This window comes from Xanthomonas axonopodis (assembly GCF_001304695.1).
GTDB lineage: Bacteria > Pseudomonadota > Gammaproteobacteria > Xanthomonadales > Xanthomonadaceae > Xanthomonas > Xanthomonas axonopodis.
Genome location: NZ_JFAQ01000098.1, coordinates 28,930 through 43,621, shown reverse-complemented (window position 1 = coordinate 43,621; position 14,692 = coordinate 28,930). Strand labels below are relative to the sequence as shown.

The following is a 14,692-nucleotide window of genomic DNA, read 5'->3' as shown; positions in this document are numbered from 1 at the left end:
CGGGCGCGGCCGGTGCTCGGAATCCTCATGTACCCCTCGTACACTCCGGTTCCTGTGCGCCGTCCACGCCCACCTGACGACCGCTCGCTACGTTTTGTTAGCCACTCTAAGTAGCAAGCCGCGCGACAGGTTGCGGGCAGCAGCGGGCGCTAGCGGGCAACATCACGACGCTGCCAGCAAGGCGGCAGGGTTCTTCCACCCCACGCGCAGACCCGCCGCGCTCCCCCATCCCCGCCATGCGGCACAGCATGAAGCTGTGCCTGCAAGAACGCGATGGACGCCTGCGCAACGGCGCCGGCCAACGGCGTCTTGTGCGTCGACCCGATCGCATGCGCGCCGGTGTCGAAGGCCAGCGCCTGCTTGTGTGCCGGTGAAGTGCCCAGCGCTGCAAACATCTGCAGCATCGCCGGCACCGAGGCGATGCCGTCTTCGCGGCCATCGGCAGCGCGGTAATAGCCCAGAAACACCGGGCAGTGCACGCGCGGCCACGGCGGGTCGGCGGCGATGCGCTCGAACAGGTCATGCAAGGCGCGAAATCCATCCGGATGGATCGTCTCCGACCAGAACGCGCGCGCGGCAGGCGTGCGCGTGCGCGGGTCGATCAACGGCGCCTGCGTGGCGCAGACCTGCTCGAGCGATGCCGGATCGGCGGCCCGAATGCCGGGCGACCAAGCGACCACGCCGGCCACCGCGTCCGGGCGCTGCGCGGCCAGCCACAAGCCCAGTGTGGCGCCCATCGACGAGCCGACAATCGCAACCCGCTGGCCAATGCGTTGCGCCTGGGCCAGTGCCTCCAGCGCCGAGGACTGCAACACTGCCAGCGTGAGCCCCTGCATCGCATCGGCGGCGGCAAGTCCGTGCCCGGGCCAGCGATGCACGTAGCCGTTGGCGGCCAGCGCATCGGCCATCTGTTCGGGTAGCGCGCCCGCTTCGCCGGGGCTGGCGCTGAAGCCGTGCAGGTACAGCACCACCAGCGGCCTGCCGGCGTGTGCGGCATGGTGCCAGTAGACGCGTGCGGCGTTGCCCGGCTTGAGTTCAGGGGCGTGCATGGTTGGCGTGCTGGGCGAGCAATGCCAGCAATTCGTGCGCATTGATGGGCTTGGGTAGATAGCCGGCCACGCCCGCCGCGCTGGCATCGCGCATCGAATCGGTTCGCGTGTCGGCGGTCAGCACGATGATCGGCGGCAGCGCCGACATCGCATCGCGCGCTTCGCGCAGCGCATCCCAGCCGGATGTACCGGGCATGTGCAGATCCAGGAACACCAGGTCCGGCGCAGCCTCGCGGATGCGCTGCACCGTATCGGTACCATCGATCTGGAAGCTCACCCGATGCCCGGCGCGGGTCAGCAGATTGCCGATCACCAGACGATTGGTATCCATGTCTTCAAAGACCAGGCAATGCAGGGAGGGCACGCTCTGTGCGTGCCGGGCCAACGCATCGCGCAGCGCGAGCGTGTTGCTGCCGGCTGCGGCGCCGGGCAGTTCGAAGATCCAGCGGAAGATGCTGCCACCGGCAGGGTTGTCGCTCACGGTGAGGCTGCCGCCCATCGCATCGGAGACCGACAGCGCGCTGTACAGCCCCAGGCCCACGCCGCCTTCGGCCCGACTGAAGCCGGTACTGAGCTGAGTGAACGGAGTGAAGATGTAGGCCTTCTGATCGTCCGGTACGCCAATGCCGGTGTCGGTGACGGTCACCGCGATGCTCCAGCGCTCCTGCACCTGGGTCGCGTCGATCAGCAGATCCACCGTGCCGCCGGCCGGGGTGAACTTGATCGCGTTGATCACCAGGTTGCTGATCACCTGTTCGATGCGGCCTTCGTCGCCCATCACGTGCGGTGTTTGCGGGCGATCGACACGCACATCGAGCGTGACGCCCTTGCTGGACGCCGCGGTGGCGCAGACCGCTTTCACCGTGGTGATCACGTCCAGCAGGTTCAACGGCTTGCGATGCAGCTGCAGGCGTCCGCCATCGATGCTGGCCACGTCCAGCACCTCGTTGACACGATGACGCAGCGCGGTCGCATTGACGGTCACCGATTGCAATAGCTCGCGTTGCTGTGCCGGCATGTGTTCGGTTTCGATCAACTGGGCGCAGTTGATCACCGCATTCAGCGGCGTGCGCAATTCGTGGCTCATGGTGCTGATGAAACGGCTTTGCGCATCGCGCGAGGTCAGCGCCTGCAGTGCCACTTCCTGCATCGCAAGCACGATCCGCGCCACCAGCAACGGCAGCACGATGATCAGCGCCACGGCATAGACGAAATACGCCGGACGCGACAGCCAGTAGCCTGACGGTGCGGTCATCAGCATCAGCACGAAGGTGCTGAGCAACACCGGAAATGTCGCGCGCTGCCCATAACGCGCCACCGCAGCAATGGTGATGAACGGCAAAAACGCGTTCAACGACATCAGCAGGATGAAGGCCAGGTAGGTCTGGATGCCGATGAACAGCAGGTTCATCGCAAAGCCCATCGCATCGAGCCATTCGCTGGGCGGAATGATCCGGCGGCGTACCAGCAGCATCCACGCCACCGACAGCACCCACAGGCTCAGCGCAGTGGAAAAGACGTGGTGCGCGTCGGCCACCAGCACCGGTTGCGGCCCGTAACAGTCAGCCCAGGCACCACGCGGTCACGATGGTCTGCACGATCACGCGGCCGACGCAGGCGCGATATTCCAGGAACGACTCGAACAGCCGCACCAGTCTGTCGTTACGCAATTGCCTGGCGGCCAGGATCAGGCCGGGCGCTGCGCGATTGGGAGTGCGACGCATCAGGGTCTGGATCGTCGGAGGGGAGGGTACGCCGGTACTGCTTGACCAGCAGGCCAGCCGCGTTCGCCACCGCGGTGAAACGCTGCGCAAGCGTCTCGCCCAGCGCGCCGTGGCTTGCGGCGTCGCGCAACTGGTCGCAGGCTTTCAGCAACTGCTGCGAGCCGGTCAGCGAAATGGTGTTTTTCAACGAATGGATCTGTTGCAGGGCCTGGGCCTGCGGTGTGCCCGCATCGCCGAGCGTGCAGGTGGCGATGGCCTGTTCGATCTCCACCAGGAAGGCATCGGCAAACGCCGCTGCCGCCACCGGATCCAGGCCGGCCATGGTGTGCAGCGTCGAGCCGGCCTCGATGCGTGGTTGCGCATGGGCGGCGGCGTGCCGGGCATGTTCGCCCGCTGCGTTGGCCGGCCCGTGCATGCGCAGGCGTTGCAACAGGCTGGCGAACAGGCCGCGCATGCTCGCAGGCTTAGGCCAGTGCGGCGAGGTAAGGGGCGCAACCGCCCCGCCTGCGGCGCGCACGCCGCGCGCGCCATTGCGGCTCACCCGACTGCATTGCACGCACGCGCAGCGCCGTCCCGATCGTTGCGATCACCCAGCCGCACTCAATCGCGGAAGTTGTCGAACTGCAGCGGCAGTTCGAAGTCGGCTTTTTTCAATAGCGCGATCGCGTCCTGCAGGTCGTCGCGCTTCTTCCCGGTGACGCGCAGCTTGTCGCCATTGATCTGCGCTTCGACCTTGAGCTTGGCTTCCTTCAACTTGGCCACCAGCTGCTTGGCCTGCTTCTGCTCGATGCCTTGCTTGATGGTCACCTTCTGCCGCGCGCCGGCCAGGTTGGTTTCCACATCGCCAAATTCCAGGCAGCGGATGTCGATGCCGCGCGCCAGCAGCCGCGCGCGCAGGATGTCGGTCATCTGCTTGACCTGGAAATCGCTGGGCGCGGACTGGGTGATCACCTTGCCGTCTTCCAGCTCGAACTTGGCCTCGACCCTTTGAAATCAAAACGCGTGTCCAGCTCGCGGTTGGCCTGATCCACCGCATTGGTCAGTTCGTGCTTGTCCACTTCGGACACAACGTCGAAGGAAGGCATGCAAAGCTCCTGCAATTGAAAAACAGCCGCCATTCTAGGCCATCGTGCCGCGCCGGCCGTCATGCGGGCATTGGCGGGCGTGCCTGTGCCGCGGCGATAATGCGCGCATGCCCACTCCCCGCTCTCCGCTTCCCGCCATCGCCTGGATGGTGGCCGCCGCGGCCTGTTTCTCGCTGATGGACGCGGGAATGAAGCTGCTCTCGGCGCATTACCCGCCGCTGCAGGTCACCTTGTTGCGCGGCGCCGCCTCGTTGCCGTTCGTGCTGGTGTGGGTGTTCGCCACCGCCGGGCCGCGCGCGATCGTGCCGGTGCGCTGGGGCCTGCATCTGCTGCGCGGGGTACTGGGCATGGTGATGATCGGCTGCTTCGTCTTTGGTATCAAACGCATGCCGTTGTCCACCGCCTACACGCTGTATTTCGTGGCGCCGCTGCTGGTAGCTGCGTTGTCGGTGCCGCTGCTGGGCGAGCATGTCGGCCCGCGCCGCTGGACCGCCATTGGCATTGGCCTGCTCGGGGTGATCGTGGTGTTGAGCCCGGGCGTGGACGGGCTGATCTCGTTGCCGGGGCTGATGGTGTTGCTGGCCGCCACCGCCTATGCCGTTGCGGCGATCACCGTGAGCCTGCTGACCCGCACCGACACCCCGCAGGCAATGGTGGTGTGGTTTCTGCTGTTCATGGCGATCGGCGCCGGGATGATGGCCATTCCCGGCTGGGTGCCGCTGCAGGCCGGGCACGCTGGGCTGATTGCCGGCATGGGCCTGGCCGGTGCGCTGGGTCAGGTCGCGCTGACCCAGGCCTTCATGCGCGGCGAGGCCTCGATGATCGCCCCGCTGGAATACACCGGTCTGGTCTGGGTGATCGGCTGGGACTGGCTGCTGTGGCAGACCCTGCCCGACAGCTGGACCTGGACCGGCGCCGGCATCATCATCGCCAGCGGGCTGTATTTGTTGCGCCGGGAGCGGATACGCCAGGCTGACAGGCCGTTGCCGCTTGAACGGCCGTGAGGACGGGATTCGGGATTCGGGATTTGGGATTGGCAACAGCGGAGCCGCCGTGGCTTTTGCGAATCCCCAATCCCGACTCCCGGCCGCAAACATTGACTGTTAGGCTTCACGACCTCCCAACCGGCCACGCGCGGTGATCCAGTTTCAGCGCCTGCACAAGTCCTATTCCGTCGACGGTCGCCAGATCGTGGCGCTGCATCCGCTCGATCTGCGGATCGGCCCCGGCGAGGTGTTCGGCATCATCGGTCATTCCGGCGCCGGCAAATCCACGCTGATCCGGCTGATCAATCGGCTGGAAGAGCCCAGCGGCGGGCGCCTGATGATCGGCGACGAGGACGTCACAGCATTGGACAGCCAGGGCCTGCGCGCCCTGCGCCGCCGTATCGGCATGATTTTCCAGCACTTCAACCTGCTGTCCTCGCGCACCGTGGCCGGCAACGTGGCTTTCCCGCTGGAACTGGCCGGCACGCCGCGCGCCGAGATCGATGCGCGCGTGGCCGAGTTGCTGGCCCGGGTGGGGCTGCAGGAGCATGCCAACAAGTATCCGGCGCAACTGTCCGGTGGGCAGAAACAGCGCGTGGGCATTGCGCGCGCGCTGGCCACCCGGCCGCAGATCCTGCTGTGCGACGAAGCCACCAGCGCGCTGGATCCGCAGACCACCGCCTCGGTGCTGCAGCTGCTGGCGCAGATCAACCGCGAGCTCGGCCTGACCATCGTGCTGATCACCCACGAGATGGACGTGATCCGCCGCGTCTGCGACTGCGTGGCGGTGCTGGACGCCGGCAAGCTGGTGGAAACCGGCCCGGTGACCGAGGTCTTCCTGCACCCCAAGCACGCCACCACCCGGCGCTTCGTTTCCGAAGCCGAGCATGTGGACGAAGCCGAGCTGCATCGCGATTTTGCCGCGGTCGGCGGGCGCATCGTGCGGCTGACCTTCCTGGGCAACGGCACTTACGAACCTGTGTTGGGCCGCATCGCCCGCGAAACCGGGGCGGACTACAACATCCTGGCCGGGCGGGTGGATCGCATCAAGGACACGCCCTACGGCCAGCTCATCGTCGCCCTGACCGGCGGCGACCAGAACGCCGCACGCGCCGGTTTCGTCGCCGCCGGCGTGCAGGTGGAGGATCTGCGCGTATGAATCCGATCGTTGCCGCTGCGGGCGGTTTCTTCCGTAATCTCGATGCCGCCAAGTGGGGCGATATCGGCCAGGCCACCCTCGATACCTTGCTGATGCTGGCCGGCGCGTTGCCGCTGACATTGCTGACCGGCCTGCCGCTGGGCGTTGCGCTGTTCCTGTGCGGGGCGCCGCAGTTGCGCCGTCGCCCGGTGCTGTACGGCGCGCTGGCGGCGCTGATCAATCTGTTGCGCTCGGTGCCCTTCATCATTTTGATGATCGCAATGATCCCGCTGACGTTGATGCTGATGGGCACCTCGCTCGGCGTGCGTGGCGCGATCCTGCCGCTGGTGGTCGGCGCCGCACCGTTCTACGCACGCCTGGTGGAAACCGCGCTGCGCGAGGTCGATCGCGGGATCATCGAAGCCAGCCAGGCGATGGGCGCCACCACCCGGCAGCTGGTGCTACGGGTGCTGTTGCCCGAAGCGCGCCCCGGCCTGATCGCCGGCGCCACCGTGACCACCATCGCGCTGATCGGCTTCACCGCGATGGGCGGTGCGATCGGTTCCGGCGGCCTGGGCGATGTGGCCTATCGCGAGGGCTACCTGCGCTCGCACTCGGACGTGGCACTGATCACCGTGATCGCCCTGCTGGTGCTGGTGCAGGTGCTGCAGATGCTGGGCGACCGCCTGGTGGCGCATTACAGCCGGCGTTGAGCCGGCGCGCGGCTGTTGGGGCGCGCGTGTGACCCAACCGCTGCATCGCCCCGTCCGTACCGCGCGGTGCATCGCTGCCACGCGCGGCGTCTGGTAGGTTGAGGGTCTGCGTCAGGCCCGCATTCCTCCTCCCACGGATCCCTATATGAGCACATTCGCGTTTCGTTCCCTCCTGGCGGCAGCCACGCTCGCATTGGCGTCCTGTGGTGGCGATGGCAGCAGCGGCGGCGACACCCTGACCGTGGCCGCCACGGCCGTGCCGCATGCCGAAATCCTGGAAGTGGTCGAACCGCTGCTGGCCAAGCAGGGCGTCAAGCTCGATGTGCGGGTGTTCAACGACTACGTGCAGCCCAACGACCAAGTCGTACAGAAGCAGATCGACGTCAACTACTTCCAGACCGAGCCCTATCTGGATGCGTACAACCGCGACCGCAAGAGCCAGCTGGTCACCGTCGTGGGCGTGCATATCGAGCCGTTCGGTGCCTATTCGCGCCGCTTCAAGGCGCTGGCCGAACTGCCTACCGGTGCCGACGTGGTGATCCCCAACGACCCGAGTAACAATAGCCGCGCGCTGACCCTGCTCGACAAGGCCGGGGTGATCAAACTCAAGGACCCGAGCAACGCGCTGTCCAGCCAGCGCGACATCGTCGAAAACCCCAAGCAACTCAAATTTCGCGAACTCGATTCGGCCATGCTGCCGCGCGTCCTGGACCAGGTCGATCTGGCGCTGATCAACACCAACTACGCGCTCGACGCCGGGCTCAATCCCACCCGCGATGCGCTGGCGATCGAAAGCAAGGATTCGCCGTACGTCAACTTCCTGGTGGCGCGCGCCGACAACAAGGACGATGCGCGCGTGCAGAAGCTGGCCAAGGCGCTGACCAGCCCGGAAGTGAAAGCCTTTATCGAGCAGAGGTACAAGGGCGCGGTGCTGCCGGCGTTTTGAGCGCAGGCCGCGGCGCCTGCGCTCCGAGGCGTCCTTACCACGACTTGTAGTAGTAGATGCCATTGGCCGTCATGACCAGGTTGATGGCATTTTCCTCGCCATTGCGATCGCTCATGCTGGGGTGAAGCTTGGCGCCGACGATATTGAAGGGGCGCTGCAGCGCCAGCAGATCTCTCTCGATTTCGAAGCTGCCCAGCTCGTCCTGGTTGGAGATCATGCCGCCGACCAGGAATCTCTCGGGGTTCTGCACGCCTTCTTCCCGCATATCGTCGCGGATTTCGGAAAGCGCATCCTGTGCATCCTGTGCATCCTGTATCCCGGAATAATGCAGCAGGCCCAGAATGTCGTGGTCGCGAGGATTGGTTCCTTTGGCACAAATGCACACGCATGAAGACAAACCGTGCGTGCCGATCGAATCAAATCCGTCCTGCGCGAGATTGATGACGGCACATTCGTCCATGTCCACATCCATTGTCCGGCCGGCTTGGATATCGCGTGCAGACCGGACTGCGCGGATATGGGGTGTCTGGAACAGCGTGGCGTATTGTCTTTCCAGATCGTGAAATGGCTGGATCTGCTCCCGGGTAAAGCCGTCCGGGATGGCGAATGCGTCGCTGCCGGATGGGCGCGCACTGCTGGAGGCCGGTTCGTCATCGGAATCGCCCGCAGTGTCGGCAACACGCTTTCTGGGTCTTGGGCGTGGCAACCCCCGGCAGTCGGGGTGGGGCGCTGACCATTCCGCAGTCTCGTCGGCTGGAGTGGCCGAAGGCGGCGGCTCGGCGGTGTAAGCGGTGCTGGTGGATGTGTCGGGTCTGATGGAAGCCGGCTTCATGGAGTCAAGACCGTCCGCGATACACGTCTGGATCCTCGCATCGCCCCTGCATGAAGCCCCGCCTGCTGCCGAACCGATGGATCTGGAAAACGAAGTGTTCTGCATCGACGAAAATGGATCCGCAGGACCTGTGTCTTCGCCCATCGGGCTTTGATCGCTTGGAGGCGTGCCGGTACCGGGATCAACAGTCCACCGATCCAGTGTCGGCTCGCCAGGCGGGTGTTCGGTCCCTGCTAAACGGCGCCCGGATCGCAGCGCTGCATTGGCGTGCCAATTGATGTGCAGGTGGTCGTAGCCGATTTTCGGCAGGATGCGCTCGATCCTTTCCAGCGCGGTCCAATCTGCCGCGTTCCCCCCGAGCTGAGTGCGTTCGCGGTGCTGCAGAGGGGCATCGATGGCGCCGAACACGCGCCGCTGCACGTCCGCGTAGTAGCGTCATCAGCCATCTTTCTGCGACAGCCACTCAATGCCTTTGCTGCTTGCCATCCCGCTGGCCGTCATCATTGCCCTGGCAGTGTTAGTGGTGGTGTTCCCGTTGTCGCTGCTGCAGCGCTTTCGCATGGGCACTGCACGTCGTCAGGCGCGCGGCTGGCTGCTGATGATCAACCTGTTGTCGGCGGGCATCTCCAGCATGCTGTTTGGAATCTTCAGCTTGATCGCGGCGGCGTTCTGGCCCGGCGCGATCGGCCACGCGGCAGTCGGCTGGGCCTGCGGGTTGGCGCTCGGGGTGTTGGCGCTGCGCCTGACCCGCTTCGAACGCACCACGCAAGGCCTGTTTTACCGGCCCAACCTGTGGCTGGTGCTGGCCTTGACCGCGTTGGTCGTGGTGCGGGTGATCGCCGGGATGGTGCAGGGCTGGCGTAGCGCCTGGCAGGGTGTCGCCTGGCCAACCGAAGGATGGCTCAGTCATGCCAGCCTGCTCGGCGCTGCCGGCGTCTTGCTCGGTTACGCGCTTGCCTATGCCACCTTGCTGTGGTGGCGCTGGCGCAGCGCGCGTCTGCGCGGCAGCGTGTATTGGCGCTAAGTGCGTATGACAGTGCGCCAGGTGATCGTGTTCGACACATGCAAACGGGGCGTCGACGCGTGCAGGTGCACGGAGTTACAGACGTATTGGAAGCGATGAAGCAGAGCCGATACACGTAGGCACACCGCTGTTTGCAGTTGCATGTGGAGAGCTGACACCGCACCTCAGATCTGGGTCGTAGCGGCCTGCAACTTCCACATCTCACCCTCCGCGAAAAAAAAAACGGGCCTTTTGGCCCGTTTTTCTTCAATCAACGCCCTGGCGGGGAGGGGCGTGCTTAGAAGCGCGCGCCGACGCCGAAGCCGACGGTCCACGGATCCAGTTCCAGCTCGCTGCCGGTGCCCTGGCCGCCCACGCGCAGTTCCGGACGCGAACGCATGTAGCGGGCGTCGGCGCGTGCGAACCAGGTGGAGTTGATGTTCATGTCCACACCAACGGTGCCGATGACGCCCTTGGCAGTGCTCAGGCCCACATGCTGGCCGGTGGTCGACGCCGCATCGATCTTCTCGTTGCTGAAGTTCGATTCGTAGTAGCCCACGCCCACGAACGGACGGAACACGTTGTCGGCTTCGCCGAAGTGATACTGGCCGCTGATGGCGATCGGCTGCTGGTCGACGGTACCGACCTTGCCCACGCCATCGGCGGTGACGCGGTGGTTGAACTTGTCGGCGGCGCCCCACAGTTCAAGGGCCCAATTGTCGTTGATGTAGTAGTTGGCGCTCAGCGTCGGTGCCGGACCGCCATCGACGTCCAGGCCCGGAGCCGGGTTGTTCTTCGGGTTCAGCAACGCCACGCCGCCGACCACGGCCCAATGCTTGCCCGACGCGGTGTCGCCGCTGCTGGACATCGCGCTGGAAGACATCGCGCTGGAAGACGCCGAGGAGGTGTCGCTGGTAGTGGTGGTGTCTTGCGCGAACGCAGACGGTGCAATCGCAAGTGCAGATACAGCAGCCAGGCTCAGGATGGAAATGTAACGCATGAGGGTCTCCTCGTCTTGTTGTTAGGCCCGTGGAGTGGGCCGCGCCAAAACTATTCCTGAAAATCTGAATCCACGCCCACCTGCACCCCGCTAAAATTTCGTTTGTTCAGGTATTCCCCCAATAAGGCCGTCGCTACGTCATGCAATCTGAAAAAGACATTCACGCAGATGCGATCGCCGTGACGAAAAAACACGTCAGCCAAGGCCTGCCAGCGCACATTCGCAGTGATTGCAGGGTGTTGCTGCTTGGTTCGATGCCGGGGGTCGCGTCGTTGGAAGCGGCTCGCTACTACGCACACCCACGCAATCGCTTCTGGCCATTGATGCAAGCCTTATTGGGCATTGATACAGCCGCAAGCTATGCAGCGCGCTTGCACGCGCTGCTCGACCATCGTGTGGGGTTATGGGATGTCATCGGCCAATGCGAGCGGCGCGGAAGTTACGTCCATCGTGGCGGCGAGCATCGTGGTCAATCCGCTGCCTGCGTTGCTGGCCACGCTGCCGCAGCTGCGCATGGTGGCCTGCAATGGCACTGCGGCAGCGCAGGCCTGGCGTCGCTACGTCCAGCCGCTGCTACCGACGGAGCTGTGCGCGCTGCCTGTCGTCGTCTTGCCGTCCACCAGCCCGGCCAATGCCGCCTGGTCGCTGCCGCGGCTGGCGACAGCCTGGCAGCCGTTGTGCGATGCCGTGCACTAGCCGGGGGGCAACGCGAGGTCAGTGTGGAATGCGAGCGTCGCAGCGAACCACGCCGTGGTCGCGGTGCTCCGCGATTGTTGATGCACGCTGCCGCACCGCGGTCGGCACCCGCGCTGTGTGTGGCGGCCATTGGCCAGAAGTCATGGTAGCCTCCGGCACAGGGCTGCGTGCCAGCGTTGCAGGCGTGCTGCAACCAGCGCATAACGGAGTGGCGAGATGGCGATCAAACAGGCAATCACGGTGGCAGCAGGCGCGCTGTTCGGTCTGTTGAGCGGCGCCGGGGTGGCCGCTGCCAAGGGCCCGAATCTGCACTGCGAGGTCAGCAGCGATTACGACCTCGTGCTCAACGCACGCAGCCTGATCCTGATCCGCGAATCGGGCACGCCGCAGTGGCTGGTGATGCGCCAGGGCGCCCTGTTCGTCGACGACCGCTGGGTGGCAGTGAGCGCTGACGATCGCGCCCGCCTGATCCAGTTCGAGCGCCAGACCCGCGACGCGGTGCCGCTGGCGCAGGCAGTCGGGCGCGAAGCGGCCGATATCGCAGTCACCGCTCTGGGCGAGGTGGCCGCCGGCTTCAGTCGCAGCCCGGACGCCACGCGCGCGCAGTTGGCAGACGTGCGCGAGAAGATCGGTGTGCGCTTGAAGCAGAGTGTGCGCTTGAAGCAGAGTTTCAGCAAAAGCCAGCTGACCCCGATCGATATCGACGACGACATCGGTGCGCTGGTCGCCGAGTTGCTGCCGCAGCTGATCGGCGATGTGGTGGCCGGTGCGGTGCAGTCCGCAATCACCGGAAATGATGTGCAGCTGCGTTCGCTCGACGGCATGGAGGCGCGCATCGAGCGCCTGGTCGAGCCGCAAGCGCGCGCACTGCGGCCACGCGCGGAGTAGTTGTGCTAGCGCCTGGAAGCGCTCGACGGGCTGGACAATGCGCTGGCGTATCGTTTGCCGTCGGGCGAGCCACTGCAACTGTTGCGGGTCGATCGGCGCGCGGCGAAATGATCGGCGCACGCGCTCATGCGGACGCTGCATCCCGCCGGGCGTGCGATTTTTTGGCACGGCAATGGTTGGCGCTGCGGCCCGCAGCCGGCCACAATAGGGGTTTCCCCATTCTGTTGCCGGAGTTCCCCCGTATGGCCGAAATCAAGGAAGCACTTGTCCCCGATATCGGTGACTACAGCGACGTCCCGGTAATCGAGGTGCTGGTGTCCGTCGGCGATACTGTCAGCAAGGACCAGAGCCTGGTCACGCTGGAATCGGACAAGGCCACCATGGAAGTGCCTTCGTCGGTGGCTGGCGTGGTCAAGGAGATCAAGGTCAAGGTCGGCGATTCGCTTTCGCAAGGCGCGCTGGTGGCGTTGATCGAAGTGGCCGATGCCGGCGCCGATACCGCCAAGCCCGCCGCTGCCCCGGCATCGGCTGCCAAGGCCGAACCTGCCGCGCCTGCCGCCGCCTCGAATGGTGGCCTGATCGAAGCGCGCGTGCCCGATATCGGCGACTACACCGACATCCCGGTGATCGAAGTGCTGGTGGCCGTGGGCGATACCGTCGCCAAGGACCAGAGCCTGGTCACGCTGGAATCGGACAAGGCCACGATGGAAGTCCCGTCCTCGGCCGCCGGCGTGGTCAAGGAACTCAAGGTCAAGGTCGGCGACACCCTGTCGCAGGGCAATGTGGTGGCGATCATTGCCGCCAGCGAAGGCGGCACCGGTGCGGCGCAGTCGCCGGCCAAGCCCACCACCGACACCGCCGAAACCGCGGGCAAGGTCGAGCCGGTTGCCGTCCCGGCCGAGCCGGACAAGCTGGCCCAGCGCGAAATCGCGCAGGTGCAGGGCGCGCGTTCCGGTGCCGGCACGCAGGCAGCGCAGGGTGGCCAGCCGTCCGCGGGCAAGCCGAGCAGCCCGCCGGTGACCTTCGATGCCGACAGCGTGTTGCCGTCCAAGGTGCCGTATGCCAGCCCGGTGGTACGCGTTTTCGCACGCGAGCTGGGCGTGGACCTGAATCAGCTCAAGGGCAGCGAAAAAGGCGGCCGCATTACCCGTGAGGACGTGCAGCGCTTTGTGAAGGCCGCACTCAGCGGCGGTGCATCTGCCGCAGCCGGTGCTGCGCCGGCCGGTGGCGGCAATGGCCTGAACCTGCTGGCCTGGCCGAAGGTGGACTTCAGCAAGTTCGGCGAAACCGAAACCCAGCCGCTGTCGCGCATCAAGAAGATTTCCGGTGCCAACCTGGCGCGCAACTGGGCAATGATTCCGCACGTCACCCAGTTCGAGTCGGCCGACATCACCGACCTGGAAGCCCTACGCGTGGCGCTCAACAAGGAAAACGAGAAAGCTGGCATCAAGCTGACCATGCTCGCGTTCTTGATCAAGGCCAGCGCCGCGGCACTAAAGAAGTTCCCCGAGTTCAACGCCTCGCTGGATGCGGCCGGCGAGAACCTCACCCTGAAGAAGTACTTCCACATCGGGTTTGCCGCCGATACGCCGAACGGCCTGGTGGTACCGGTGATTCGCGATGTCGACAAGAAGGGCGTGTTGCAGATCGCGCAGGAAAGCGGCGAGCTGGCCAAGAAGGCGCGCGACGGCAAGCTGGGCCCGGCCGACATGAGCGGCGGCTGCTTCTCGATCAGCTCGCTCGGCGGCATCGGCGGCACTGCGTTCACGCCGATCATCAATGCGCCGGAAGTGGCGATCCTGGGCATATCCAAGTCGGCGATGCAACCGGTCTGGAACGGCAAGGACTTCGCGCCGAAGCTGATGCTGCCGTTGTCGCTGAGCTACGACCACCGCGTCATCGACGGCGCCTTGGCGGCCCGTTTCACCACCTATCTCAGCCAGGTGCTGGCCGACATGCGTCGCGTCCTGCTGTGAGGGCCGCGCTGCTGACCATCGCCGCGCTCGGCGTGCTGCCGTGGAAAAGCGCTGCTGCACGCGAATGCGAGAGCACGCTCGGCCGCGGCTGGCCGCCGGCCGTGGGCAACTACGGCACTGCTGTCACCACGTTGCTGGATGGCGGCACCAAGCCGGCCTTGTCGTTGCTGACGCTGCCCACGCGTGGCGTGGAGAGCGCGGTGTCGCTGGTGCCGGGCAAGGAGGGCGCCGACTGGACCCTGCGGCATAGCCGCGCCGACGAGCGCGTCTACAGCTGGGTCAGCCAGACCGATCGCGGCAGTGTGCAGTTCCGCACCGAGCAGACGCCTGAAACGGTCGATATCCCGATTCCGGCACCGTTGGCCAAGCGCCTGGTCAGCAACTGGACCAGCACGCTGACCCAGCTCGCACCGAACGGACGTACTGCGCCGGTGAGCGAGGGCGAAGTGCTCTCGTTCCAGGTCGATGGCGTGCGCTACAGCGGCGCCCGTCCCAGCTGCGGTGCCGGCGAGTTGCTGCTGAAACAGGCCGCGCTGCTGATCGAAGCCAGCGAAGGCAAGGAAAAGAAGCGCGACAAGCGCTGGACCCAAATCGAATCGTCGCTGGATGAACTCCAGCAGACGCTTGCCGGCACGGCCGGTTGAGCTACAGGAGAA

The 14,692-nt window shown here is 65.5% G+C and carries 10 protein-coding genes, 1 other RNA gene and 5 pseudogenes; 10 read left to right on the top strand and 6 right to left on the bottom strand.

Annotated features, from left to right (window positions below; all coding sequences use genetic code 11):
- The first annotated feature begins 27 nt into the window (after positions 1-27).
- Positions 28-103, top strand: a non-coding RNA gene (locus XAXN_RS21155) — sX9 sRNA.
- Positions 104-224: 121 nt separating this feature from the next.
- Here the strand turns inward: XAXN_RS21155 and XAXN_RS09985 are convergent.
- The 4 genes and pseudogenes from XAXN_RS09985 to XAXN_RS09970 form a co-directional block, all read right to left on the bottom strand.
- Positions 225-1,049: pseudogene (locus XAXN_RS09985) on the bottom strand (alpha/beta hydrolase); the annotation flags it as partial.
- Positions 1,036-2,773 (bottom strand): annotated as a pseudogene (locus XAXN_RS09980) (ATP-binding response regulator). The pseudogenes XAXN_RS09980 and XAXN_RS09985, both read right to left, overlap by 14 nt.
- Positions 2,712-3,227, bottom strand: coding sequence for a hypothetical protein (locus XAXN_RS09975; protein WP_054319430.1), 516 nt, complete (start codon positions 3,225-3,227; stop codon positions 2,712-2,714). The pseudogene XAXN_RS09980 and the gene XAXN_RS09975 overlap by 62 nt, the downstream one beginning before the upstream one ends.
- 146 nt (positions 3,228-3,373) lie before the next feature.
- Positions 3,374-3,858 (bottom strand): annotated as a pseudogene (locus tag XAXN_RS09970) (YajQ family cyclic di-GMP-binding protein).
- Between the two features lie 107 nt (positions 3,859-3,965).
- Between XAXN_RS09970 and XAXN_RS09965 the strand changes: the two are divergent.
- The 4 genes from XAXN_RS09965 to XAXN_RS09950 all read left to right on the top strand — a co-directional run bounded on the left by XAXN_RS09965 (position 3,966) and on the right by XAXN_RS09950 (position 7,641).
- A complete protein-coding gene (locus XAXN_RS09965) occupies positions 3,966-4,862 on the top strand; it encodes a DMT family transporter (RefSeq protein ID WP_054319429.1) in 897 nt (298 codons plus the stop codon).
- 133 nt (positions 4,863-4,995) lie between these two features.
- Positions 4,996-6,003 (top strand): methionine ABC transporter ATP-binding protein, encoded by a 1,008-nt coding sequence (locus tag XAXN_RS09960; protein ID WP_054319428.1) that lies wholly within the window; start codon positions 4,996-4,998, stop codon positions 6,001-6,003.
- Positions 6,000-6,695: a methionine ABC transporter permease gene (locus XAXN_RS09955; protein ID WP_054319427.1), complete on the top strand. Its 696-nt coding sequence runs from the start codon at positions 6,000-6,002 to the stop codon at positions 6,693-6,695. Before XAXN_RS09960 ends, XAXN_RS09955 begins: the two co-directional genes overlap by 4 nt.
- 145 nt (positions 6,696-6,840) lie before the next feature.
- Positions 6,841-7,641 carry a MetQ/NlpA family ABC transporter substrate-binding protein gene (locus tag XAXN_RS09950; RefSeq protein ID WP_054319426.1) on the top strand — a complete coding sequence of 267 codons (801 nt, stop codon included), beginning with the start codon at positions 6,841-6,843 and terminating at the stop codon, positions 7,639-7,641.
- Between the two features lie 34 nt (positions 7,642-7,675).
- Here the strand turns inward: XAXN_RS09950 and xopAK are convergent, their stop codons facing one another.
- Complete coding sequence (gene xopAK, locus XAXN_RS23665) at positions 7,676-8,881, bottom strand: XopAK family type III secretion system effector (protein WP_241148139.1); 1,206 nt, start codon at positions 8,879-8,881, stop codon at positions 7,676-7,678.
- 58 nt (positions 8,882-8,939) lie between these two features.
- Here xopAK and XAXN_RS09935 point away from each other — a divergent pair, with 58 nt between their 5' ends.
- A complete protein-coding gene (locus XAXN_RS09935; RefSeq protein WP_054319424.1) occupies positions 8,940-9,497 on the top strand; it encodes a CcdC protein domain-containing protein in 558 nt (185 codons plus the stop codon).
- A 277-nt stretch (positions 9,498-9,774) separates the two neighbouring features.
- On the opposite strand, the gene XAXN_RS09930 is transcribed toward XAXN_RS09935, so the two are convergent.
- Positions 9,775-10,476: an OmpW/AlkL family protein gene (locus XAXN_RS09930; protein WP_054319423.1), complete on the bottom strand. Its 702-nt coding sequence runs from the start codon at positions 10,474-10,476 to the stop codon at positions 9,775-9,777.
- A 140-nt stretch (positions 10,477-10,616) separates the two neighbouring features.
- On the opposite strand from XAXN_RS09930, the pseudogene XAXN_RS09925 reads away from it, so the two are divergent.
- The 4 genes and pseudogenes from XAXN_RS09925 to XAXN_RS09910 all read left to right on the top strand — a co-directional run bounded on the left by XAXN_RS09925 (position 10,617) and on the right by XAXN_RS09910 (position 14,680).
- A pseudogene (locus XAXN_RS09925) lies at positions 10,617-11,172 on the top strand (DNA-deoxyinosine glycosylase).
- Between the two features lie 216 nt (positions 11,173-11,388).
- A pseudogene (locus tag XAXN_RS09920) lies at positions 11,389-12,171 on the top strand (DUF2884 family protein).
- Between the two features lie 131 nt (positions 12,172-12,302).
- Positions 12,303-14,036, top strand: a complete 1,734-nt coding sequence (locus XAXN_RS09915; protein WP_054319422.1) for a dihydrolipoyllysine-residue acetyltransferase — start codon at positions 12,303-12,305, stop codon at positions 14,034-14,036.
- Positions 14,033-14,680, top strand: coding sequence for a hypothetical protein (locus XAXN_RS09910; protein WP_054319421.1), 648 nt, complete (start codon positions 14,033-14,035; stop codon positions 14,678-14,680). The genes XAXN_RS09915 and XAXN_RS09910 overlap by 4 nt, the downstream gene beginning before the upstream one ends.
- Positions 14,681-14,692 lie beyond the last annotated feature (12 nt).